19 protein-coding genes are annotated in these 23,941 nt (G+C 72.8%); 12 read left to right on the forward strand and 7 right to left on the reverse strand.

What is annotated here, in order from left to right; genetic code table 11:
• Positions 1–133 precede the first annotated feature (133 nt).
• Positions 134–1,339, forward strand: coding sequence for a hypothetical protein (locus WMF14_RS48395; protein WP_437797701.1), 1,206 nt, complete (start codon positions 134–136; stop codon positions 1,337–1,339).
• A 139-nt stretch (positions 1,340–1,478) separates the two neighbouring features.
• A complete protein-coding gene (locus tag WMF14_RS48400; protein WP_437797703.1) occupies positions 1,479–2,810 on the forward strand; it encodes a phosphoribosyltransferase family protein in 1,332 nt (443 codons plus the stop codon).
• Positions 2,811–2,903: 93 nt separating this feature from the next.
• On the opposite strand, the gene WMF14_RS48405 is transcribed toward WMF14_RS48400, so the two are convergent.
• Positions 2,904–4,409, reverse strand: a complete 1,506-nt coding sequence (locus WMF14_RS48405; protein ID WP_437797705.1) for a hypothetical protein — start codon at positions 4,407–4,409, stop codon at positions 2,904–2,906.
• A 284-nt stretch (positions 4,410–4,693) separates the two neighbouring features.
• Here WMF14_RS48405 and WMF14_RS48410 point away from each other — a divergent pair, with 284 nt between their 5' ends.
• The 5 genes from WMF14_RS48410 to WMF14_RS48430 all read left to right on the forward strand — a co-directional run bounded on the left by WMF14_RS48410 (position 4,694) and on the right by WMF14_RS48430 (position 12,922).
• Positions 4,694–5,236, forward strand: coding sequence for an inorganic diphosphatase (locus tag WMF14_RS48410; protein ID WP_272096779.1), 543 nt, complete (start codon positions 4,694–4,696; stop codon positions 5,234–5,236).
• Positions 5,237–5,908: 672 nt separating this feature from the next.
• Positions 5,909–7,642, forward strand: coding sequence for a DUF1592 domain-containing protein (locus tag WMF14_RS48415; protein WP_272096780.1), 1,734 nt, complete (start codon positions 5,909–5,911; stop codon positions 7,640–7,642).
• A gap of 51 nt (positions 7,643–7,693) precedes the next feature.
• Positions 7,694–9,019: a DUF1552 domain-containing protein gene (locus WMF14_RS48420; RefSeq protein ID WP_437797707.1), complete on the forward strand. Its 1,326-nt coding sequence runs from the start codon at positions 7,694–7,696 to the stop codon at positions 9,017–9,019.
• Between the two features lie 100 nt (positions 9,020–9,119).
• A complete protein-coding gene (locus WMF14_RS48425) occupies positions 9,120–10,409 on the forward strand; it encodes a DUF1552 domain-containing protein (RefSeq protein ID WP_437797709.1) in 1,290 nt (429 codons plus the stop codon).
• A 140-nt stretch (positions 10,410–10,549) separates the two neighbouring features.
• The gene (locus WMF14_RS48430; protein ID WP_437797711.1) at positions 10,550–12,922 is read left to right on the forward strand and encodes a methyltransferase domain-containing protein; all 2,373 of its coding nucleotides are present in this window, start codon (positions 10,550–10,552) and stop codon (positions 12,920–12,922) included.
• A 12-nt stretch (positions 12,923–12,934) separates the two neighbouring features.
• Here WMF14_RS48430 and WMF14_RS48435 read toward each other — a convergent pair whose 3' ends face one another.
• A complete protein-coding gene (locus WMF14_RS48435; RefSeq protein WP_437797713.1) occupies positions 12,935–13,387 on the reverse strand; it encodes a nuclear transport factor 2 family protein in 453 nt (150 codons plus the stop codon).
• A gap of 490 nt (positions 13,388–13,877) precedes the next feature.
• Between WMF14_RS48435 and WMF14_RS48440 the strand changes: the two genes are divergently transcribed.
• Complete coding sequence (locus WMF14_RS48440) at positions 13,878–14,609, forward strand: hypothetical protein (RefSeq protein WP_437797715.1); 732 nt, start codon at positions 13,878–13,880, stop codon at positions 14,607–14,609.
• A 68-nt stretch (positions 14,610–14,677) separates the two neighbouring features.
• On the opposite strand, the gene miaA is transcribed toward WMF14_RS48440, so the two are convergent.
• The 3 genes from miaA to WMF14_RS48455 all read right to left on the reverse strand — a co-directional run bounded on the left by miaA (position 14,678) and on the right by WMF14_RS48455 (position 18,323).
• Positions 14,678–15,532, reverse strand: a complete 855-nt coding sequence (miaA, locus tag WMF14_RS48445) for a tRNA (adenosine(37)-N6)-dimethylallyltransferase MiaA (RefSeq protein WP_437804432.1) — start codon at positions 15,530–15,532, stop codon at positions 14,678–14,680.
• Between the two features lie 89 nt (positions 15,533–15,621).
• Positions 15,622–17,655 (reverse strand): DNA mismatch repair endonuclease MutL, encoded by a 2,034-nt coding sequence (gene mutL / locus WMF14_RS48450; protein WP_437797717.1) that lies wholly within the window; start codon positions 17,653–17,655, stop codon positions 15,622–15,624.
• Positions 17,652–18,323 (reverse strand): hypothetical protein, encoded by a 672-nt coding sequence (locus WMF14_RS48455; RefSeq protein WP_437797719.1) that lies wholly within the window; start codon positions 18,321–18,323, stop codon positions 17,652–17,654. The genes mutL and WMF14_RS48455 overlap by 4 nt, the downstream gene beginning before the upstream one ends.
• Before the next feature lie 137 nt (positions 18,324–18,460).
• Here WMF14_RS48455 and WMF14_RS48460 point away from each other — a divergent pair, with 137 nt between their 5' ends.
• Entirely contained in the window at positions 18,461–19,744 is a 1,284-nt protein-coding gene (locus WMF14_RS48460; RefSeq protein ID WP_272096792.1) for an RNA polymerase factor sigma-32, read from the forward strand.
• 3 nt (positions 19,745–19,747) lie between these two features.
• On the forward strand, positions 19,748–20,623 hold the full coding sequence (rsmI, locus tag WMF14_RS48465; protein WP_437797721.1) for a 16S rRNA (cytidine(1402)-2'-O)-methyltransferase: 876 nt from the start codon (positions 19,748–19,750) through the stop codon (positions 20,621–20,623).
• A 5-nt stretch (positions 20,624–20,628) separates the two neighbouring features.
• On the opposite strand, the gene WMF14_RS48470 is transcribed toward rsmI, so the two are convergent.
• On the reverse strand, positions 20,629–21,771 hold the full coding sequence (locus tag WMF14_RS48470; RefSeq protein WP_437797724.1) for a mannose-1-phosphate guanylyltransferase: 1,143 nt from the start codon (positions 21,769–21,771) through the stop codon (positions 20,629–20,631).
• A gap of 94 nt (positions 21,772–21,865) precedes the next feature.
• Complete coding sequence (locus WMF14_RS48475) at positions 21,866–22,690, reverse strand: undecaprenyl-diphosphate phosphatase (RefSeq protein WP_437797726.1); 825 nt, start codon at positions 22,688–22,690, stop codon at positions 21,866–21,868.
• Between the two features lie 168 nt (positions 22,691–22,858).
• On the opposite strand from WMF14_RS48475, the gene WMF14_RS48480 reads away from it, so the two are divergent.
• Together WMF14_RS48480 and nuoB are read left to right on the forward strand one after the other, a co-directional pair.
• Entirely contained in the window at positions 22,859–23,371 is a 513-nt protein-coding gene (locus WMF14_RS48480) for an NADH-quinone oxidoreductase subunit A (protein ID WP_437797727.1), read from the forward strand.
• Positions 23,368–23,916: an NADH-quinone oxidoreductase subunit NuoB gene (gene nuoB / locus WMF14_RS48485; RefSeq protein WP_012241670.1), complete on the forward strand. Its 549-nt coding sequence runs from the start codon at positions 23,368–23,370 to the stop codon at positions 23,914–23,916. The genes WMF14_RS48480 and nuoB overlap by 4 nt, the downstream gene beginning before the upstream one ends.
• Positions 23,917–23,941 lie beyond the last annotated feature (25 nt).

Below are 23,941 nucleotides of genomic sequence, written 5' to 3' on the forward strand. Positions count from 1 at the left end.
CTGCCGCGCGCGCTCGCGCTCCGGGCTCCCGGCCCTGCGCTCCGAGTGAGCTGGCGCTCGGAGCGCCATGTTTGCTTCTCGGGCGCCTCGCCTCCATCGATATTGCGCTTCGAGCTCGTGATAGCCTGTCGCAATGCCCAAACCGCGCGGTCGAGGGACATCGGCCGAACCCAGGCGCACCGTCAAGGCATCGAGCGGATCCGCGCGCGCGCGGCGTCAGGGCAAGGCGGGCGAGCGCGCGGGCGCGAAGGCGGGCCCGCCGGCCGCGCTGCGCGACAGGCAGGAGCGGGCGCCCGCGAGCTCGCGAGCCAGGCCCAGGAAGGCGAAGGCCGCGACCTCGCTCGCGGAGACCGCCGTCGCGAAGCGACCGGCGACGCCGGAGAAGCGCGCCGCGGCCGAGCGACCGGCGGCGCCGAAGGGGCGGCCCCCGAGAGCGCGCGCCGGCGAGAAGGCCAGCGCCGCGCCTCCGAAGCGGCGGCCCCGGAACGCGAAGGCGAAGAGCGGAGCGGACGACGCGGAGCTCTCGCCGCCCCGGCCGCCTGAGCTCGACTGGGACGACACGCCGTCCGAGAGCGCCGAGGAGGTCCTCGCCCAGCGCTGGGCGGCGCGGGGTGAGGAGCTCTTCCAGCAGCTCGAGGGCCACGGCGCCGCGCTCCACGAGTACCGCGCCGATCTCAAGGAGGGGCGCTTCGTCTGGATCGCGCCGAACGGGCGCGTGTCCGCCGAGGCGAGCGCACGCCTCCTGTGCAGCTGGTCGTGCGCGACCTCGGTCCTGGTCATGGCGTGGGCCGACCCGCTCGTCAGCGGCGCCGAGATCGGGCGCATCGACGGGATGCCCGCGGAGCAGGACGGCGTCGACGAGCAAGGCGCCTGGCAGATCGCGATGAGGGCGGCCGACGCCTGCAACGCCGCATACCTCTATCGCGTGTCCTCGCCGCAGGCCTGGTACTTCCTCGCGCTCGACGGGCTGACGTTCTCACCGAAGCGCACCTCGTTCCATCCCGGCGCGCCGGTCGGCCTCGTGCTGCGCGCCATCGGCGAGGTGCGCGAGGCGATCGCGTCCCGCGCCGAGCCCGCCGACGTCGTCCGCGACAGGATCTCGGCGCTCAGCGACTCGCTGTTCCACCAGGCCAGATATGCCTATCGCGACACCGACTGGGTCGCGCGCCTCGATCGGACCGGCTCGTGCCTCTCGCACCTCGCGAAGCGCATCCCGCGCGCGGGCTTCAGCGCGATCGCCGCGGGCCAGCGCATCGACGAGTGGCTCGAGCGCGAGCTCGCGGTCGAGCTGATCAACGCGCTCTCGCTCATCGAGGACGAGTGGAGCCTGTTCGGTTGATGGAGCGCTGACGGGCGCGGCCGAGCCCGCGCCGCGGTCGACCCCCACCCCTCGCCGCGGCGCGGCCAAGCCCGCGCTGCGCGCGCCTGCGGCACCGGTCTTGAAGGGGTCGCAGGAGCGGACGTGAGGGGAGGGGGCGATGGGGCGAGCGAAGCTGTTCGAGGATCGCAGGGACGCCGGGCGCCGGCTCGCGCAGCTGCTCTCGGGGTACAGGAGCGAGGCGCCGCTCGTGCTCGCCCTGCCGCGCGGCGGCGTCGAGGTGGGCTACGAGGTGGCGCGCGCGCTGGGCGCGCCGCTCGATGTGTGGATCGTGCGCAAGCTCGGCGCGCCCGGGCAGCCGGAGCTCGGCGTGGGCGCGATCGCCGAGGGGGGCGAGGTGTACATCGATCGGGGCCTCGTCGCGGTGCTGGGGATCTCCGAGGCGGAGCTCGCCGAGATCGCGGAGCAGCAGGCCGCCGAGGTGGAGCGCGGGGTGCGCCGGTACCGGGGCGACAGGCCGATGCCGCGCGTCGAGGGGCGGACGGTGATCGTCGTGGACGACGGCATCGCGACCGGCGGCACCGTGCGGGCCGCGCTGCGCGATCTGCGCAAGCGCTCGCCGAGGCGGCTCGTGCTCGCCGCGCCCGTCGCCGCGCCGTCGAGCCTGTCGTCGCTCCGCCGCGAGGTCGACGCCATCGCTTGCATCGAGGAGGACCCGGGCCTCCAGGCGATCGGCGCCTACTACGAGGACTTCTCGCAGACGTCGGACGACGCCGTCTCCGCGCTGCTCGCCGAGGCGCAGCGCGAGGTCCCGAGGGCGGAAGGGGCGGAGCGGCCCCTCTTCGTCGAGGCGGGGGCGGCGGCGCTGCCCGGGGATCTCGCGATCCCGGAGAGGGCGGGCGGCCTCGTGATCTTCGCGCACGGCAGCGGCAGCAGCCGGAGGAGCCCTCGCAACCGCTCGGTCGCGGAGGCGCTCTGGCGGTGGAGGCTGGCCACGCTGCTCTTCGACCTGCTCACCGACGAGGAGGAGGCGGAAGATCGCCGGGGCGCCCGCCTCCGCTTCGACGTCGATCTGCTCGCGCGGCGGCTGATCGGGGTGACGGACTGGGCGCTCGCGCGCCCCGAGCTCCGTCACCTCGCGGTCGGCTACTTCGGCGCGAGCACCGGCGCGGCGGCCGCGCTCATCGCCGCGGCGGCGCGGCCGCGCGTCGTGGGCGCCGTTGTGTCGCGCGGCGGCAGGCCCGACCTCGCGGGCCCGGCCCTGGCGATGGTGCGCGCGCCGACGCTGCTCATCGTGGGCAGCGCGGACACCGAGGTGCTGGCGCTGAACCAGGCCGCCCTCGACGACCTCGCGGGCCCGCGCCGCCTCGCCGTCGTGCCTTCCGCGACGCACCTGTTCGAGGAGCCGGGCGCGCTCGCGGCGGTCGCCCGGCTCGCCGGCGAGTGGTTCGCGCGGCACCTGATCGCGAAAGGAGACGAGGCGAGGGCATGACGCGTCGGGCGGCCGCCCTCGCAGGCTGCGGCGAGCGCGCCGCCGGCCGGCGCCCGGCGGGAGCGCTGGCGGGAGCGCCGGCCGGCGCGGCGCCTACCTGGAGAGCCAGACGGTGTACGCGTGCGGCATGAACGGCGCGTCGTCGGGATCGAACGGGAGGCTCCGGATCATGCTCCCCGCGTTGACGCCCACGATGAGCAGCCCGGAGAGCCCGTCGAGCCCCACCACCGTGCGCTGCGCGCGGCTGCTTCCGAAGACGCCGGCCACGTCGACGCGGCCGGCCTCGGCGCCCTGCTTGTCGACCTTCACGATCGCCCAGCGGAACAGCGCGGGCAGCTCCCAGTCGGCCACGAAGGTGATCTCCGCCGTCTTGAGGTCCGGCCGAGCGGCCGCGTTCTCGGCCGAGAGATCGAGCCAGAGATAGGTCGCGCCGGTCGGCTCGATCGGGCGCAGGGGCGCGACCCGCCGCGGGAGCGTGGCGTAGGGCAGCGACCACTCGAAGCGAACCCGGCCGAAATCGCCGAAGCGCTCGGCGTCGGAGAGGTGCGCGCCGTCGCTGCGGCTGCCGAGGAACGCTCGCGCGACGGCGAACTCGAGGAGCAGGTCGTCGAGGTCCTCGCCGCGGGATCGGAGGGACGCCCGGAGCGCATCGAAGGTGTCGGGCTCGGCATCGAAGCGCGCCGCCCCCGCGGGCGTGGCCTGCGCCCCGATGGCGAGCAGCGACGTGGCGATCTGCGCGGGCGCCCCGGTGCCGTACGCGTCGTCGAGGTACCACGGAAAGAGCAGGCCGCCGTCGAGCGCGCCGAGCGCCGCGCCGGTGAGCGCCCGCTCGGGCGCGCGCTGGAAGGCGTCGACCGCGGCGAGCTCCTCGGCCGCGCAGGGCGCCGCGATGGCGGCGAGGTAGCTCGCCGTCATCGCGATCGCGCCCTGCTCCGCCCCTGCGTCGAGGCGCATGGCGATGGCGTGCGCGAGCGCGTAGGCCGCGTCGGACGCGCTCGCGCACCCGCCGCGCTCCGGCGCTGCGATGATGGCGAACGCGCTCGCGGCGTCGAACCGCTCCCCGAGCGCCCGCGGGTCGTACCCCACGCGCATCGGGCCGCGGCGCGGGCCGCGCTCCAGGTAGAGATCGTACGCTGGGCCGCCGCCCCGCGCGCCATCGGGGAGCGGGCGCGGCAGACCGAGCGCGTCGTAGGCCCGCATCGCGGCCTCCAGGTGGGCGAGGCTCTCGAGGAGGGCGGCGCCGGGGACGTCCGCGGGCGCGTGCACGCAGACCGGCAGCGTGAAGGAGCAAGCGCGCTGCGAGGCCTCGCGGGCGCCGCGCTCGTCCGGGCGCTTCACCGGCGAGACCACGGGTCGGCCCGCGGCCGGCGGGGCGGCGGCCGCGGAGGCGCTGTCGTCGGGGGGCGCCCCGGCCTGCGCGCTCGCGACGGGCGAGGGCGGAGCGGGCGAAGGCGCGTCCGGCGCGCGCGCCGCTGCCGCGGGGGGGCCGCCGAGGGCCGCGGCCAGCGCGAGGACCGCCAGCGCACAGGGAGCCTTGCGTCGCAGCGCGGGCGCTCGCTCCGGTCGCGTGGCTGGGGCGTGTGTGGGGAACGGTCTCATGGGGAGCGCAACAGGGGTCCGGAGGCCCGCCGGCGAGTCTGCCGCCGGCGGCTCCGCGCTAGCTCATCGCACGAGCGACCGCCCTTGCCCATGCTCGCCAACGTCGGTCTTGCGCCCCCGCGCCCCGCCGGCCCGCGCCTGCAGGGCCTCGGCGGTGTGGCTCCCCTCGTTCCAGAGCGGGAATGCGGGGGTGTCTTGACCCCGGTCTCACCGAATCGAACTCCTGGTATCCTCTGCGCCCCTCGCCCGCCTCCCGGGCGGGGGCGAAAGCCCAGGACGGTTCAATGACCCATCCGCTCCACGACATCTTGCTCCCCGACAGCCGACACGACTTCTTCCCCGTGGTGATCGAGATCCCGAAAGGATCGAAGTGCAAGTATGAGCTCGACAAGAAGACCGGGCTCTTGATGCTCGATCGCGTGCTCTACTCGTCCGTGCACTACCCGGCCAATTACGGCTTCATCCCCCAGACGCACGCCGGCGACGGCGACCCGCTCGACGTCCTCGTCATCATGCAGGAGCCGGTCGTGCCGCTCACGATCGTGAGGGCGCGCGCCATCGGCGGCTTCTTCATGCGCGACGACAAGGGCGTCGACGACAAGATCATCGCGGTCGCCGTCGACGACCCCTCCGTGGCCCATTACCTGACCCACGAGGAGCTCCCGCCGCACGTGACCAAGGAGCTCATGCGGTTCTTCATCGACTACAAGACGCTCGAGAACAAGCTCGCAGAGGTAGATACGATGTACGACAGGAACCGCGCCCTGGAGGTCATCGAGGAGTCCGTCGCGAGCTATCGCTCGATCAGCGCCTGGTCCAAGGGCTGACGCGGCTGGCCCTGGGGGGGCCGGTTGCAGCGGCGCACGGATGGATCGCGGAAGCGGTGGATCGCCCTTCCTGGACCCCTCGGCGTCCACCCCTCGCAATCTTCGAAAAAATCCAGAAACCGGGCACGGCGACGCCAGGTAACCCCGCGAGAACACTCGGCACGAGGGTTGCTTAACCGCTTCTTGTGGATCGCTTCTCGACGCTCATGGACGACGAAGGCCTTGCCCAGCGGCTCGCCCAGAGCCCTGAGGTCGAAACGCGCCTGGCGATCCAGCGGCTCCGGTTCGACCTCGGATCCGGTGGGAGGTCGAGCTCCCTGGCGTGGCGGGTGACACCGTGAATCGGCTCGACGCGGAGCGTCGAACTCGACCTCGCTCCGGGGAGAGCCACCAAGGGCCCACCATGACGCATGCGGGCGAGCGGGCAGGGCAAAGACGCTGAAAACGACGCTGAAAACGATTCGAACGCGGCGACTCAATCAACTCAAACAACGCACATGACGCGGACGATTCGGTGACAGGCCATTGAAGCGCGCGGGTATGCGCATGGATTATCGGGGCGACACCGCTTGATCGGGGCTTGACAACATGAGAGACATCAGCTTTTCTCAAGCAATGATGAGCACGCTTAATAGCTTAGTTTCGGCGAAAGCGTGTCGCCGCTACTCCGCAGTGGCGCTTCTCCTCGCCGGCCCGCTCGGTTGCTTGGGCAACCTCGGCAATCCCGACGGGACGCCCTCCGAGACCAGTAGCAGCGGCAACGGCAGCGGCAGCGGCAGCAGCAGCAGCGGCGGCGACGCCGGCGGCCCGCCGATCGGCGATCCGCCGGACATGCCCACGGAGATCCCGGATGTGTCGCACTGCGAGGTCGCGGACAAGAGCACCCCGGGCCCGCGCGTGGTGCGTCGCCTGACGGTGGATCAATTCGAGGCCACTGTCCGCGATCTCTTCAAGGACCAGAGCGTCGCCCTCCCGAGCATCTTCAATGATCCGCAGGTGCTCGGGTTCACGGCCGACGCGAACGCGCTGGTGATTCGCGACCTGACGGCCCAGCAGATCATGGATTGGGCCGAGACGACCGCCGACTGGGCGGTGACGAACAAGCTCTCCAGCATCACCACGGCCTCGTGCAGGACCATGGATGCGAGCTGCCGGACCGAGTTCATCCGCGACTTCGGCCGCCGCGCGTTCCGCGACAAGCTCACGGACGAGCGCGTCGCGTCCTACGACGCGCTGTTCGGGGCGGAGAAGTCGTTCGAGGACGGCGCCAAGGTGGTCGTGGGCGCCATGCTCCAGTCGCCGTACTTCCTCTACCGCCACGAGATCGGGACCGATGCGAACGGCTCGGGTATCTACGAGCTCACCCCGCACGAGATCGCGAGCAACCTCTCGTACTTGCTGACCGGGACCATGCCGGACGAGGCCCTGCTGCAGGCCGCCGACGCGGCCGCCGCCCAGGGCGCCAACCTGACCAGCGAGCAGATCGCGCAGCACGCGCTGCGCCTGCTGGAGGACTCGGCGACCAGGCCGCTCGCCGAGAAGGAGATGATGCGGTTCATGCGCGGCTGGCTCCAGCTGAACCGCCTCGTCACCGCGGTGAAGGACAACACGATCTTCGATCTCACGGACGCCCTGCGCAAGGACATGATGGCCGAGACGCAGGCGCTCGTCGTGGACACCGCGTTCAACCAGAACGGCACGTTCGCCAACCTCCTGCAGGCGGACTACACGTTCATCAACGCCAGCCTGGGTACGCACTACGGCATCAGCGGCGCCGGGGGCACCGAGCTGACGAAGGTGACGCTCACCCCAGGGCAGCGCGACGGGGGCATCCTGGCCCACGGCAGCTTCCTGACGGGGCATGGCAGCGCGAAGCTGTCCTCGCCGACCCAGCGCGGCAAGATGGTCCGCACGCGCCTCCTCTGCCAGCCGCTCGATCCCCCGCCGCCCGGCGTGGATCCGAACGTCAAGCCCCTGGGGACCCCGGCGACCACGCGCGAGATGGTCGAGCAGCACACGAAGGCCGAGTATTGCGCGGGCTGCCACAAGTTCACCGACAAGATCGGCGTCGGCTTCGAGCACTACGACACGTTCGGTCGGTGGCGGAATGACGAGAGCGGGATCCCCGTCGACGTGACCGGCACGGTCGTCGAGCCGCCCAGCGGCGAAGATTTCAATTTCAACGGCGTGGCCGAGCTGGCCGACTACCTCGCGGCGAGCGAGGACGTCAAGGCGTGCATGGTCCGTTACTGGTCGTACTACGCGTTCGGCGGCACCTGGGAGCAGGACGGATGCACGTACGAGGAGGTCCAGGAGGACGCCGCGAAGGACGAGTTCCGTCTCAAGAGCGTGTGGCTCGCGCTGACGCGCGCGCCGCACTTCACCCGCAGAGTTCAAGGTCCGTGACCCCACGGCTGCAACCCAAGAACAGATCGGTAGCGAGTGAAAGGATCGGTCATGCGCAGCCACAGTCGTAGGAAGTTTCTCAAGGGTGTCGGGGCCAGCCTGGGGGCCAGCCTTCTGTTCTCTCCCTTCTATGATTCCATCGCCAACGCGGCTCCCGGGAAGAAGCCGAAGCGGCTCCTGATCTTCTTCACGATGGGGACGGCCCCCTCGATCTGGAAGCCCAAGAGCGTCTCCGGCGAGACCCCCACGTTCAGCGAGTCCACCTCGCCGCTCGAGGAGGTGAAGGAGCACATCGTGATGCTGGACGGCCTCCCCAGCGGGAGCCCCAGCAACAACCACGGGTCCGCCGACGGCCTCACCGGGATGGGCTATTACAGCAACGGCCCCTACGGGCTGATCTCGGTCGACCAGTACATCGTCGAGAAGCTGAAGGGCAGCGGGCTGTCGACGCCCATCCCCTCGCTCCTGCTCGGCGCCGCCGTCGAGGGTGGCAAGACGGGGTTCTACAAGGGGACCAACCTGTCGCCGATCGCCTCCCCCACGTCCGCCTACTCGACCGTGTTCACGGGCTTCACGCCGTCCAACAACCAAGGCAGCAACGACAACGGCGCCGCCGAGGCCCTGCTGAAGCGGCGCAAGAGCGTCCTCGACAACCTCACGAAAGAGCTCACGTCGCTCAAGGGAAACCTGGGGAAGGAGCAGCAGTACAAGCTGGATCTGCACCTCGAGTCGATCCGCCAGCTCGAGCAGCGGCTCTCGAACACGATGACCCCGGGAGGCGGAGGAGGAGGGACGGGCGCCTGCTCCGTCCCGGCATCGCCGAACGGCGACATGACCAATGGCCTGAAGGCCAACCAGCTTCATCTGGATATCATCGTCGGCGCGTTCGCGTGCGATATCACCCGCGTCGCGGCGATCCAGTGGGGCTCGGATCAGATGATGAACGCGAACCTGAGCGAGATCGGCCTCGCCGGTGAGGAGCATAACGGCATGATCCACACCGGCGCCCCCGCGCACCTCGACCTGATCAAGCTCGAGAAGTGGCTGCACCAGCAGTTCGTCGGCGTCATCAAGAAGCTGAAGGCGACGCCCGAGGCCGACGGCTCCGGGACGCTCCTCGACAACACGCTGGTCGCCTGGTGCCGCGACATGGGCGACGCGCCGAACCACACCCAGAACGAGATGAAGTTCGTCCTGGCGAGCGGCAACGGCGGCTATCTGAAGACGGCCCCTGGCGGCCGTTTCATCAAGAGCGGCGAGCGGCACGAGCGCGTGCTGCTCAGCCTGTGCGACGCGATGGGCGTCACGGACTTCTCTGGCTTCGGGGATCCGGCTCTGGGCAGCAAGTCGCCGCTCCCGGGCATCGCCGCGACCTGACACCGAGGACGCGAGGCCGCTCGCCGCGACAGGTGCGCCCCCACGCACCTGTCGCGGCGAGCTCCGTTGGCGCGGGATCGGTAGCGTGAAAGGGTCGTTCATGCGCAGCCATCGTCGTAGAGATTTCCTCAAGGGGCTGGGGGCCAGCGTCGGCGCCGGCTTCTTGTTCACCCCCTTCCTCGACTCCATCGCCGAGGCGGCGCCCGGGCGGAAGCCCAAGCGGCTCCTTTTGTTCTGTACGATGGGGACCGCGCCATCGATCTGGAAGCCCACGAGCGTCTCCGGCGAGACCCCCACGTTCAGCGAGTCGACGTCGCCGCTCGCCGACGTGAAGCAGCACGTCGTGCTCGTGGACGGCCTCCCCAGCGGGAATCCGGGGAACAACCACGGCGCGCCCGACGCCCTGACGGGGCTCGGCTTCAGCGACCCCGCCAAGCTGATCTCCGTCGACCAGTTCATCGCGGACAAGCTGATCGCCGCCGGCACGAAGACGCAGATCCCCTCGCTCTTGCTCGGGGCCGAGAGCACGGTGAACGGCGGGAGATCGCCGTATTATCGCAAGGACAACCTGCCGGGCATCGCCTCTCCGACGTCCGCCTATTCCACCCTGTTCGGCTCGGCGATCCCGTCGAACACCTCCTCCGACGACCTCTTGCGCCGTCGCAAGAGCGTCCTCGATCACCTCAAGAACGAGATCAAGGCGCTCGAGGGGAACCTCGGCTCCGAGCAGAAGTACAAGCTGGAGCTGCACATCGATTCGATCCGGCAGATCGAGGAGCGGCTGTCCAACGCCTCGTCCGGCCAGACCGGCGGCTGCAGCGTGCCGACGAAGCCCGCCACCGATCCGGCCAACCCGCTCCAGGCCAACCTGCTCCACATGGATCTCCTCGTCGGCGCGTTCGCGTGCGACATCACCCGCGTCGGCGCGATCCAGTGGGGCTCGGATCAGGCCATGAACGTCGATCTCCAGGACATCGGGCTGAAGGGCGACGAGCACGGCGCCATGATCCACACCGGGGCGCCGGCGCACCTCGACCTGATCAAGCTCGAGAAGTGGCTGTCGCAGCGGTTCGTCGACCTCATCAACAAGCTGAAGGCGATCCCGGAGGCCGACGGCTCCGGGACGCTCTTCGACAACACGCTGATCGCGTGGTGCCGCGACATGGGCGACTCGCCGAACCACAACCAGAACGAGATGAAGTTCGTCCTGGCCAGCGGCGAAGGCGGCTATCTGAAGACGGCCCCTGGCGGCCGCTACATCAAGAGCGGCGAGCGGCACGAGCGCGTGCTGCTCAGCCTGTGTGACGCGATGGGCGTCACGGACTTCGCGGGCTTCGGCGATCCGAACCTGCGGTCCAAGTCGCCGCTCCCGGGCCTCTCGGCCAGCTGAGGCGGCCGGCGCGCCGCTTCCCGGCGCGCGCGCTCCGGTTTTCCCCGCGACTCCCGCGTCGCGCGCGCCCGGGCGCCTGCGCTCTCTCGGGCGCACGCCGCCGTCGACCCTCGTCCCGCGCCCGGCGTACACTGGTCACCATGACGACGCGCGCGCCGGCGGGGTACGAGGCAGATCAGCGGCGAGACGACCTGTCCGCGTACGCGCGGTACCTGTCCGCGATGGACGCGTCGATGCGCCAGAAGGTCGCGCTCACGGCGGCGCACCTCCTGTGCGAGGGCCGCGTCGCCGACATGGGCATGGGCTCGGGGCAGGGCAGCGCCGCGCTGGCCCAGCTCTACCCGCGCCTCGAGGTGATCGGCGTCGACATCGATCCGACGGTCGTCGAGCTCGCGCGCCGCGCTCATCAGCAGCCGAACCTGGGCTTTCAGCTGGGCGACATCGCCAGGACGGTATTCCCGCCCGAGAGCCTCGACGGGATCTTCGACTCGTCGGTGCTCCACCACGTCACCTCGTACGGCGGTTACCGCCACGCGAACGCCGCCGATGCGCTGGCGGCGCAGGTGGAGCAGCTCGCGCCGGGTGGGGTGCTCGTGGTGAGGGACTTCGTCGATCCCGGGCCGGGGACGGTGTTTCTGGACGTGCCCGCCGAGGACGGCGACGACGGCCGTGACCCCCGCAGCGCCTCGACGGCGGCGCTGCTCGAGCGGTTCGCGGGCGAGTTTCGCTCGCTCTCGCCGGAGCCGGGGTTCCCGCTGGCGCGCGTCGCGCGCGAGCCCTCCGGCGAGCTCCCACCGCCGCGCATGGGGTGGCGTCGGTACCGGCTCGCCCACAAGCATGCTGTCGAGTTCGTGTTGAGGAAGGATTACCGCGCCGACTGGGAAGCCGAGGTCAAGGAGGAGTATACCTATTTCTCACAAGCGCAGTTCGAGGCGCTCTTCGCCCGCCTCGGCCTGCGCGTGCTGTCGTCGACGCCGCTGCGCAACCCCTGGATCGTGCGGAACCGGTTCGTCGGTCGCTTCGAGCTCCGGGACACCACGGGCGCCCGACTGCCTTATCCGCCCACCAACTACCTGATCGTCGGAGAGAAGGTGAAGGCCGGTCAAGGCGTCGCGTTCCGGCTCGCGCCCGCGGAGAGCTCTCAGCAGTTCTTGCGGATCGAGCACCACCAGGATCGGGCGACAGGGCAGGTGTTCGACCTGGCGGCGCGGCCGCACCCCACGCTGGACATCGTGCCGTTCTTCTTCGCGGGCGAGACGGCGTATGTGCTCGCGCGGACGAGCTATCCGCGGCCGATCGCGCGCGCCTGCCGCGAGGAGACGCCTCCGCTCGACGGCAGCGGGCCGGCCGACTATCTGGCCGAGCCGATCGCGGTCGTGCAGACCGAGTTCCCTGTCGGGCACACGGTCGAGCACGCGCTGGAGCGGGCGGCCGGGGTGCGCGCGGCGGCGATCCAGCGCATGATCCCGGGCACGACGTACTACCCGTCGCCGGGCGGCATCCTCGAAGAGGTGCGCTCGATGCTGGTGGAGGTCGAGCCCACGTTCGTGAACGCGCCCTCGGAGAACGTGTCGGGATTCGGCACCTCGGGGCGCATCCGCGCCGTCGAGGCGCGCCAGCTCCTCCGCGCCGCGCAGGTCGGCGGCCTGCCCGACGCGCGGCTCGAGCTGAACGTCTACGACCTCCTGGCGCGCTTCGGCCTCCCGTTCGGGCCGTGGATCGGCGACGAGATCCCGCTCCCGGCGGCCGGTGCGGGTCGGCGCGGCGCGGGCGATGCTGGCGGTGCCGGGGCCGGCGACGACGGCGGGGTGGCCGCCGTGCAGCCGACGTCGCTCGCCGCGCTGCTCGGGCGCCCGAGCCGCCGGCGGTTCTCGCGGGTGGACGCGGGCGCCAGCGCGGGGTTCCTCGAGGTGCGGCGGGCGCGCTTCGAGGAGCTGACCGCGGACGGCGGCGTGGTGGCCGCGCGAGAGCTGGAGTACGTGGTGCCTCGGCCGCTCGGGGTGCTCACGGTCTCGACGGCGCTGCTCGCGCGGGCGCCGTCGGGGGAGGTCGTGCTCGGCGTGGACGATCACGATCTGCCGGCCGCCCAGAGCTTCTCTGGCAACAGCGGCATCCTGGTCGCGCCGGCGTGGCGGCTGCCGCGGAGCGTGAGCGCGCTGGCGGCCGCCGAGGCGTTCGTACGCGAGCGGCTGCAGGTCGAGTACGGCGTTCGGGTGGAGGCGGCCGTCGAGCTCGGAGGTGCCTACCGCCCTTCGGCAGGGCTGACCCCGGAGCTTGTGCAGCCGCTCGCCTTCGTCGTCACAGCGGCGCCTGCCTCGGCCGGGGCGCCCGCCTCGGGGGCCGCCGCGCCCGACCTCGCGCCGGGGTCCGGTGCCGCTCGGCGGCTCTCGTGGGTGCCGCTGATCGAGCTCGTCGCGGGGCGAGAGCGCCTGCCGGACGGCCACCTCCGCGTCGCGGCGCTGCGCGCGGCGCACGCGCTCGGCCTGGCGATCTCGCCGTCCCACCCGCGGTGACACGCGGCGGCTTTACCTGAGCGCTTCCTCGAACATGTTCGTGTTGCCGGTCTGGTACGATATCTCGAACCTGACCCTGGAGACCTTCCAGCCGCCCGCGTGCCTGGCGAGCTCATAGCGGTAGTGGCCCGCGACGAGCCAGTCCTCGCCGCCCGGCGCGCGCGCGAACCGATGGTGGGCGCGGACATGGCACTCCACGGAGGCGTGCTCTCCCTTCACCTCGATATCGAGGGGGCCGAGGAAATGTTGTGACGCGTCGATGGCGTCGTGAAACTTGCTCCAGCCCGCCAGAAGATCGTCCGTCTTCTGCTCCTGCGGCTCGCCCCCGAAGACGGACGTGAAATCGGCCACAACGACGTCGGCATAGAGGCCGCGGAGCTCGGTCCAGCGCCGCTTGTCGATGTGGTGGGCAATCCGGACGACCACATTCTGGATCGCCAGCACGTCACTCGACTCTCGCGTCATGGTCGTCCTTTCGTCGCGTGGAGCAGGTGGCGCCGTGCTCCGTGGTGAGCTCTCTCGAACCGTTCCTGGCCGAAGGAGAGATGCGGTTAGCATGGACGTAAAAAGGCGAGAAGGGCTCCGCCCCCTCGCCCTCTGGGGTTCGACGTCGTTCGAGCGAGGCTGTCGGCCCCGAGCTTCGCGCCGCGCGCCGGCGCGCGCGCCCGCGCCTTGCGGTGAGCCCGTGAAGCGCCGCGAGCGGCGGTGTCGATGACGGGCTGGCGGCCCCCTGAGGCTTGGACCCCGCAACCGCGCTCGCCGGACGGCGGTTTCGAGGCCTCAGCGGCGCCGCCGGCGCGCGCGAACATGCCGTATCTGCGCGCGCCGCCCGCGCGCGCGGTGAGATCCAGGCCTCCGCGGCGGCTGGCACGCCGGGCGCTTACCGCGCCGCACATCGCCGGTTCGCCGGCCGCTCCCCGCGGCGCGCTGCGGAGCGGAAGACCCCATGGAACTCATGAGCAATTCCCTGAAGATCCCAATGGCCGGCGCCGCGCCGACGGACCTCGCGAGCCGAAGCAGGAGGCTCGGGTGGAGCGCGCGCGCCGATGCCGGGAGGGCCCGATCGTTCGTCGCCCTGCGCGGGCGCATGCTCGCGAGCCCGAGCCTGGCCGGGGCGCTCCTGTTCATGCAGGTGACGACCCGCCCCTGGGAGCCCCACGAGCTCAGGGCGTGGCTCGACGAGCACGTGATCGCTCCGGGGTGGATGATGCCGCCGCGCGCTGTGCGCGAGCCGGGCGCGGAGACCGTGGCGCTCCGCGAGCTGGACGAGCGGCCCGAGGCGATCGCGGCGCTCACCGCGCGCGCGCGCCGGCGCGTGGGGAGCACGCTTGTCGACTTCGTGGCGCCGGACCCCGAGGGCAAGTTTCTCCGCGCAGCGCTGTACAGCGCGCGCGTCCGCTGGGCCGTGGTGGGCGATCGATCTGGCTGGCTGCCGGCGCCGCGCGAGGGCGACTTCCTGAGCGACGTCGTGCTCAGCCTCTTCGCCGCGGCGATCCTCTCGAGCCCGGACCTCTATCAGCGCCACATGACCGTCTGCTCGCACTGCGGGCGCGTCGCGTTCGCCCAGGAGGCGCGGCCGTCCACCGCGGCCTGCCCGCGCTGCGACGGCGAGGTCCGGTGGCGCATTCCCATGGCCGGAGCGGGCCGGCGCCGCGGGAGCGGCGGGACCGGCGAAGAGCGCGCATGAGCGGCGCCCCGGCGCCTCGCCGGCGGTTGGTTCTGGTGTAAATTATTGTAATTGTTGTGGTTTATGGATCACAGCAGCGCGACGTGCGCGACCGCCTCGTCCCTCAACCACGTGCGCTGCCGGCGCACGAAGGTGCGTGTGGCGCGCACGATGGCCGGCGCGAGCTCGTCGGCCGGCAGGCGCCCCTCCAGGTGCTCCCGCACCTGCCGGTAGCCGACGGAGCCCATCGCCCGCGCGTCGCCGTAGCCGCGGGCGAGGAGCGAGCGGACCTCCTCCACCCAGCCCTGCTCCAGCCACGCGGCGACCCGGGCCTCGATGCGGCGGTCGAGCTCGGCGCGGTCGCGGTGCACCGCGAGCAGGCGCGCGGCGTGCCGGCGCTCCCGGAAGCCGTGCTCCGCGTGCCACGCGCTCTGCGTCCGGCCCGAGCGCTCGTAGATCTCCAGCGCCCGGCTGACGCGCACGAGGTCGTTGGGCGCGAGGCGGGCCGCGCTCTCCGGATCCACGGCGGCGAGGCGCGCGTGGAGCGCGGCGCGCCCCTCGGCGTCGGCGATCGCGCGGTGCCGCGCGCGCACCTCGGGATCGGCGGGCGGCGCGGGCGAGAGGCCGAGGACGAGCGCCTTCACCCAGAGGAACGTGCCGCCGCAGACGACGGGGACCCGGCCGCGGCCGCGGATGTCGTCGATCGCCGCCTCCGCGAGCTCCGCGAAGCGCTGGGCGTCGATCGCCTGCAGCGGATCGACCGCGTCGACCAGGTGGTGCGCCGCGCGCGCCCGCTCGGCGGGCGTCGGCTTCCCGGAGCCGAGATCGAACTCCCGGTAGATCTGCACGCTGTCGGCGCTCACCACCTCGCCGCCGAACCGCTCCGCGAGCCGGATGGCGAGCTCGGTCTTGCCGCTCGCCGTCGGGCCGACCACGACGAGCAGCTCACCCGGCGCGGGCGGCGCGATCGTCTCCCACGACGGCGGCGCGGCGGCCGCGGCTGCGTCCGGGGCGAGCTCGAGCGCCGCCTCGCTCACCGCCGCCCCACGCGGTGCTCCAGCTCCGGCCAGCCGACGCGCATCACGATGGGCCGACCGTGCGGGCAGTGGCCGGCGAAGTCGACCTCGTCGAGCGCCGCGAGCAGGGCCCGCGCCTCCTCCGGCGCCACCGGGTCGCCCGCGCGCAGCGAGCCGTGGCAGGCCATCGTCGCGAGCGCGAGATCCACCGCGCCCGAGAAGGCGCGCTCGCCCGAGTGGCTCAGCTCGTCGACGAGGTCGCGCACGAGGCGCTCGGGCGCCGCGCGGCGGAGCAGCGTCGGCACCGCGTGCACCGCGAGCTGCGCCGCGCCCGCCGGGCGCACGTCGAGCCCGAGCCGCGCGATCGCCTCCTGCGCCTCCTCGACGAGCGACACCTCCGCGGGCGCCGCCTGGACGATCACCGGGAAGAGCAGCTTCTGCGTGGCGACGTCGCGCCCGTCGTACGACGCGCGCAGGCGGTGGAACGTCACGCGCTCCGCCGCCGCGTGCTGATCGAGGAAGTAGATGCCGTCCGGCCCCTCGCACACGAAGAAGGTGTTGCGCACCTGGGCGAGGAAGCGCAGCGACCGCCAGGCGACCACGCGCTCGGCCGCGGCGAGCACCGGGCCGCTGCCGGTCGGGTAGGGGACGGGCGGCGACCCCGGCGCGGGCGCGGACGGCTCGCCTGGCCCGCCGTGCGCCGGTGCCGGTAGACCGAGCGCCGCGACGTCGGCCCACGCCCCGAGCTGCGTCGGCGCTGGCCCGGCTGGCGCAGCGTGAGGACGTGCCGGCGGGATCCCGCCGAGGTCGCCGCCGAGGCCCCACGGATCGTCCGGCGGCCCCTGCCGCTCGATCGACGCACCCGCCGCGGGCGTCGATGGGCCTGCCGCGGGCGCCTCCGCCGCGGGGCCACCCGACCAGACCCAGGCGTCTCCGGGCGGTGCGGCCGCGTCCTCGAAGAGCTTGCCCTTGCGGCCCTGGAAGCCGCCGGGGGCCGGCGCGGGCAGGCCGAACGCCGCGGCCACCTGCGCGGCGACGATCTTGTAAAGCGCGTCGGCGACGGCGCGGCCGTCGGCGAAGCGGACCTCGGCCTTCTGGGGGTGGACGTTCACGTCCACGAGCTCGGCGGGCAGGTCGATGAACACAGCGCCGATGGGGTACCGGCCCGGCTCGAGGACGCTGCCGTAGGCGAGCGCGATCGAGCGGGCCAGCGAGCGGTCGCGCACGTGCCGGCCGTTCACGAACATCCACAGCCAGCTGGCGCCCGAGCGGGCGCGCTCCGGCCGCGACACGAACGCCTCGACCGTGAGCGGCCCCCGCTGGCCAGCGCACGTCGCGAGCTCCTCGCCCGCCAGCATCATGCGCGCCCGCTCCGCGCGGCTCGAGGTGCGCAGCCACTCCCGCGCGACGCGCCCGTCGCGCGAGAGGACCAGCGTCACGCCCGGCTCGCCGAGCGCGACCGCCTGCGCGATCTCGGACACGTGCGCCGACTCGGTGCCGACGGCGCGCAGGAACTTGCGGCGCGCGGGGACGTTGTAGAAGAGATCGCGCACCTCGACGACGGTGCCGGCGGCGCACCCGCAGGGGATGGCCTGCGCCGCGCCGCCGCCCTCGATCCGGATCTCCGTCCCCTCGGCCTCGCCGTCGCGCCGCGTCCGCAGCGAGAAGCGGCTCACCGAGGCGATGCTCGGGAGCGCCTCGCCGCGGAAGCCGAAGCTCTGGATGCTGCGCAGGTCGTCGAGCCGGGCGATCTTGCTCGTGGCGTGGCGGAGCACCGCGAGCGAGGCGTCCTCGCGGCTCATCCCGCGCCCGTCGTCCGCGACGCGCACCAGGCCGACGCCGCCCCCCTCGATGTCGACGCGGATGCGGCGCGCGCCCGCGTCGAGCGCGTTCTCGACGAGCTCCTTCACGACGCTCGCCGGCCGCTCGACCACCTCGCCCGCCGCGATCTGGTTGGCGAGGTCGTCCGGGAGGATGGCGACCCTCCGCCCCTCGGCCTGCGTGAGCGTCGATCGAGGATCCGCGCCGGCGATCCTCTCCGCGGTGCTCATGGCTCGTCGCTGGGATCGACCGTCCGGGCGACCGCCTGGAAGTACATCTTGGTGCGCTCCCGCGTCAGGGCCAGCGCGGCGGCGCCGAGGACGGCCAGCTCGAAGAACACGAAGCGCACCCGCTCGGCGGTCCACCAGAGGCCGGCGTTCGTGAGGCCCGCGCGCTCGGGGATGTCCGGCGGGAGGAGCGCCCCCGCCTGCGCCACCATGTCGATCCAGGCGCCGCGGACGCCCCGGGTGAGGGCGTACTCGACCGCGGCGAAGGCCAGGTTGGCGGCGAGGACCTGGAGGACGAAGCCGCGCGTGCCGGGCCGCCCGCCGAGCGCCAGGCCGCTCGCGACGACGAGCAGCCCGCCGAGGAGCAGCTTCGCGATGCTGAGGGGGAAGGAGACGTCCTGGTACAGGCTCAGCGCGCGCGCCTGCGCGGCTTCGAGCACGAGGAACGTGAACTGGAACGGATCCCCCTGGTCGCGCGCTTGCTCGGCCACGGCCATGACGTCGGGGGCCATGCCGGCGCGCAGGTACATGGCCGTCCCGCACCCGGCCATGAAGCCGCGCACGCCGATGAGCCAGGTGAGCAGCATGGTGGCCACCAGGTACCAGGGGCGCAGCGAGCGCGGGCGCGGCGGGCGGTGCGAGTCCACGTGGAGGAGGCTGGCGTGTAGCACGTTCTCCGATCCCGCGCGCTGTCTTCCTTACCTGCGGATCTCGGAGCGGGTAGCCTCCGGATCGCGAAGCGCCTGCGCGCCGGCGCAGGTGGCGCGGTGCGGCGGGCCTGTACTAGAACTTCGAGGACGAGGTCCTGGTGGCGAAGAGCAAGAGCGAGCCGCGAACGAAGCGAACGAAGGGGACCGGAGCGCCCCAGCCCGACGGAGTGGCGAAGGCGGGGCTCCAGGCCGGAGCGGAGGAGGAAGGCGCGGACCTCCGGCCCGACTCGGAGGCGGGCCCCCGGCCCGCAGCGAAGCGCCGCGCGCGCTCCTCCGCGAAGGACGGCGGGCGCGCGCGTGTCGAAGCGCAGCCTGCGGCGAGCGACGACGAGGGCCCGCGCGAGGATGACGACGAGGCGGACGGCGCGCCCGAGAGCGGCGCCGCGAGGACGGGCGACGTCGAGGAGGGCGACGTCGTGGAGGTCGTCGGCGAGGTGATCGACGACGCGAGCCTCGACGTGAACGACATCGAGCTCCCGCGCTCCGCGAGGGCGAGCGGCGGCGAGGGCCGCGGCGGCGGCGACGTCGCGCTGTCGCGCACGGACCCGCTGCAGGCCTACCTGCGCGAGGTGCAGCGCCACGCGCTGCTCACGCCGGACGAGGAGAAAGAGCTGACGATCAAGTACACGAAGACGCAGGACGTCGCGACCGCCGCGCGGCTCGTGACGGCGAACCTGCGGCTCGTGGTCAAGCTCGCGTACGAGTACCGGCGCGCCTACAAGAACATCATGGACCTCATCCAGGAGGGGAACATCGGCCTGATGCAGGCCGTGAAGCGCTACGATCCGTACCGCGGCGTGAAGCTCTCCTCGTACGCGGCCTGGTGGATCCGCGCGTACATCCTCCGCTTCATCCTCAACAACTGGCGCCTCGTGAAGCTCGGCACGACGCAGGCGCAGCGGAAGCTCTTCTTCAACCTCAACAAGGAGAAGGCGAAGCTCTCGGCGATGGGTATCGAGCCCACGGCGGCGGAGATCGCGAAGCGCCTGTCGGTCGAGGAGAAGGAGGTCGTCGACATGGACCGCCGCCTCTCGAGCGGCGAGGCCTCGCTCGACGCCCCGGTCGGCGATCTCGAGGGCCGGACGATCCCGCGCGTCGAGCTGCTCGTGTCGTCGGGGGCGAGCCCGGACACCGCGTTCGAGGCGAGCGAGATGGGCAGGCTCGTCCACGATCGGCTCTCGAAGTTCCGCGAGACGCTGAAGGGCAAGGACGTGATCATCTTCGACAAGCGCATGGCCGCCGAGGATCCGCTCACGCTCCAGGAGCTCGGCAACGAGTTCGGCATCTCGCGCGAGCGCGTGCGCCAGCTCGAGGCGCGGCTCCAGTCCAAGCTGCGGACGTACCTCCAGGAGGAGCTCGGCGACGCCGTCGAGATGGACTAGGCCTTGTCGAGCGGCGAGCAAGGCGGGTCGAGCGACCGCGGGTGCCTCTACGTGGTGGCGACGCCGATCGGCAACCTCGGCGACATCACGCTGCGCGCGGTCGAGACGCTGCGCGGGGCGGACCGCATCCTCGCGGAGGACACGCGGCGGGCCCGGGCGCTCCTCGGCCACCTCGGCGTCTCGGGCAAGCCGGTCGACCGGTTCGACGCGCACGCCTCCGAGGCCGACGCGGCGCGCGCGGCCGCGCGGCTCGCGGCGGGCGAGTCGATCGCCTTCATGACCGACGCAGGCACGCCGGTCGTGAGCGATCCGGGGACGGCGCTCGTGCGCGCGGCCACGGAGGCCGGGGCGCGCGTCGTGGCGATCCCCGGGCCGAGCGCGGTGATGGTGGCGGTGAGCGCGTCGGGGCTGGTGACGGGGGGCTTCCGCTTCGTCGGGTTCCTGCCCCGCGGCGGGCGCGAGCGGCGCGAGGCGCTGGCCCTCGTCACGTCGACGCCGGAGGCGGTGGTGCTGTTCGAGTCGCCGCGGCGCTTCCGCGAGACGCTCGCCGACCTCGCCGAGCGGATGCCCGGGCGGCGCGCCGTCGTCGCGCGCGAGCTGACGAAGGTGCACGAGGAGATCCTGAGCGGCAGCGTGGAGGAGCTCGCGGCGATCGAGCGGGAGTGGCTCGGGGAGATCACGCTCGTGCTCGCTCCCGCGGCGCCGGCCGCGGAGGGCGCGCGCCCGAGCGACGAGGAGCTCGACGCGCGCATCGATCGGGAGCTCGCCCAGGGGAGGCGGGCCAAGCACATCGCCGAGGAGCTGTCGGTGGAGCTCGGGCTACCGCGGCGCGAGCTCTACGCGCGGGCGGTGGCGCGGCGGGGCGAGCCGAGCGGGTAGCGCGCTCACGTGTGCCGGCCCTGCCCTCGCGCCTTCAGCTCGTCGACCGCGTGCTTCACCTCCTGGGCCCGATCGCGCGGCACGATGAGCAGCGCGTCGTCGGTCTCGACGACCACGAGGCCCTCCACGCCGACGAGCGCGATCACCCGGCGATCGTCGGGCGCGGCGCGCGCGCGCAGATCGACCACGTGGTTGCCGTGCGCGTCGATCAGCACCGACCCCGCGGGCGCGCTGTTGCCTCGCTCGTCCTTGTCGGCGAGCTCCCAGGCGCTCTGCCAGCTGCCCACGTCGCTCCAGCCGAAGTCGCCGGGCACCACGGCGAGCCCGGCGACGTGCTCCATCACGCCGTGATCGATGCTGACGGCCGGCAGGCCCGGGAACACCCGCAGGACGGCCTCCGCCTCGGCGTCCGGACCGAGCGCGGCGGCGCGGTCGATCTCGTCGAGCCCGGCGGCGAGCGCCGGCAGGTGGGCGCGGATCGCGGCCAGCATGTCGCCCGCGCGGAAGATGAACATCCCCGCGTTCCAGAGGAAGCGGCCGCTCGCCACGAACTCCGCCGCGCGCTCGCGGCTCGGCTTCTCGACGAAGCGCCGCACGCGGCGGGGCTCCGCGGGCGCCGCGCCCTCGGCTCCGGCGGTCTCCTCCGCCTCGATGTACCCGAAGCCCGTCTCCGGGTGCGTGGGGCGCACGCCGATCGTCGTGATCGCGCCGCCCTGGGCCGAGGCGACGGCGGCCCCCAGCGCCTCGAGGAACCGCGGCACGTCGCCGATGTGGTGGTCGCTCGGGAGCACGACGACGACCGCCTCGGGGTCGTCGCGCGCGATGGTCGCGGCCGCCCAGCCGATGCACGGCGCCGTGTTGCGCGGCGCCGGCTCGACCAGCAGGCGCCGCTCGGACACCTCGGGCAGCGCCGCGCGGGTCGGCGCGACCAGGTGCTGGCCGGTCGCGATCCAGACGCGCTCCCAGCCCGCGCCCCCGCCGCGGGCGCACAGCGGGAGCACCCGGCGCGCCGTCGCGGCGAGGAGCGGCTCGCCGCCGAGCAGCGGCAAGAGCTGCTTCGGGCGCGCGGCGCGCGACGCCGGCCAGAAGCGGGTGCCCGCGCCGCCGGCGAGGATCAGGACATGGAGGGAGGGGTCGGTCGGAGTCATCGGCGCTTCTCCGCGGTGTGGACGTGGGGTTTGGACCTGGCGGTCTGGACGTCGAAGAGGGTCGCACGGTTGCGGTGCGGCCGCCGAGGGGCGCTCAGGCGAGGCCGGGCAGCGCGCGTGCGTAGGCCACCATCGCGAGGCCGAGGGGGACGACCCACAGCGAGAGCGCGCCGATGCGCCGCCGCTCGGCGAGGGCGCGGAGCGCGTAAGCCGCCGCTGCGGCGCTCACGAAGGCGGCGAGGAGGCCGAGCGCCACGGCGCCTGCCCCTGGCGCCGGGCCGTGGAACGCGCGCGCCTCGGCGAGCGCCGAGGCGAGCAGCGCGGGGATGCTCAGCGCGAGCGCGAGCTCGACGGCGCGCCCGGGCCGGACGCCGAGCCAGAGCAGCACGACGAGCGCCGCCCCGATCCGCGAGGCGCCGGGCAGCGCCGCGACCCCGTGCGCCGCGCCCGCCGCGAGCGCGCAGGCGAGCGACGGCGCGTCGGCCTCGTCGCGGCCGTCCCGCCGCGGCGCGATCGCGGTGCTCGCGAGCGCCGCGCCGGTGGCGAGCAGGCCGAGCCCGACCGCGAGCGGCGTGTCCCGCCAGGGCGCGACGTACGGACGGAGCGCCGCCGCGACGATCAGGCTCACGGCGGCGCCCAGCGCGAGCCCCGCCGCGTCGCGCGCCGGCGGCGACGCCCTGAAGAGCGACGGCCTCGCGAGCGCCCGGGCACCCTCGCCGAGCGCGCGGAGGAGCCGCTGCCGCACGGCGAGCGCGAGCGCCGCCGCCGCCGCGAGCGCCTGCGCGGCGGCGACCCAGCCGTCGCCGTCGGCCGCGCGGAGCCAGAGCCGGGCCGCCGCGCCATGCCCCGTCGCCGAGATGGGCAGCGCCTGCGCCGCCCCCTGCACGGCCGCGAGCACCGTCACGTCCACGAGACCCACGCTCGAGCGATATCCCAGCCCGGCGCGTCCTGTCGATCCCGAGCAGCACCGCCGGCGAGGCCAGGGTCTGCTGGCTTGCCGCGGTTCAGCTTTTCACCTACATAACCACCCTGGATCCGACCCTCCTCGCCTGGAGCGAGGGGGGCGAGCCGAGCGAGGTTCCGCCCGATGTTGATGGCCTACGCCAGCGTTGCCGCGTTCTTTCTGGTGGCGATCGGCTTCATGCTCGGCTCTCTGCTGTTCGGGAAGCTGCTGCGCCCGAACAACATGTACGCCGAGAAGGTCGAGACGTACGAGTGCGGCGAAGCGCCTGTCGGGCCCGCGTGGTTCAACTTCAACCCGCGTTTTTACATCATCGCGCTCGTCTACATCATCTTCGACGTCGAGATAGCGTTCATCTACCCGGTCGCGGCGGTGTTCAAGCGCTGGGTGGACCAGGGAAACGGGCTCTTCGCGCTGATCGAGATCTTCCTCTTCGTGGCCATCCTGATGCTCGGCTTCGCCTATGTCTGGGTGAAGGGCGATTTCAACTGGATCCGCTCCATCAAGGGGGATCCGCGCGGGGCTCAGAACGTGAGCAGCCGGGCCCAGCCGCGCGCGCCGCTCGCGGGCACGAGCGAAGGCGCGCCGGCGGGCCTCCCGGGTCAGGCGGCGGTCGCCGAGGGAGGTGCGGAGTCATGACATCGAACCTGAACCTGATGGCCCCGCCCCGCGGGTGGGAAGCGAAGTACGAGAGCGACGGCGGCGGCGTCATCACGACGAGCGTCGATCAGACCGTCAACTGGCTGCTCAACTGGGGCCGATCGAACAGCGTCTGGTACATGCTCTTCGGCCTGGCCTGCTGCGCCATCGAGCTCATGCAGACCGGCGGCCCCCGCGGCGATCTAGAGCGCTTCGGGGCCGCGCCGCGGCCGAGCCCCCGGTCGAGCGACCTGTTCATCATCGCGGGGACGCTGACGTACAAGATGGCGACCCGCGTGAAGCGCCTCTATGACCAGATGTCGGAGCCGCGCTTCGTCATCTCGATGGGCAGCTGCTCGAACTGCGGGGGCCTCTTCCAGTACGCCTACTCGGTCTGCAAGGGCGTGGATCAGATCATCCCCGTCGACGTCTACGTCCCCGGCTGCCCCCCGCGCCCCGAGGCGCTGCTCGAAGGGCTCCTGAAGATCCAGGAGAAGATCAAGAGCGAGCGGGCTCTCGGCCGCCGCGGCGCGACGGGCGGCTGAGCCCTCCTCTCGACACCTCCCGGAT

The sequence above is a fragment of the Sorangium sp. So ce693 genome, assembly GCF_051521375.1.
GTDB classification, from domain to species: domain Bacteria; phylum Myxococcota_A; class Polyangia; order Polyangiales; family Polyangiaceae; genus Sorangium; species Sorangium atrum.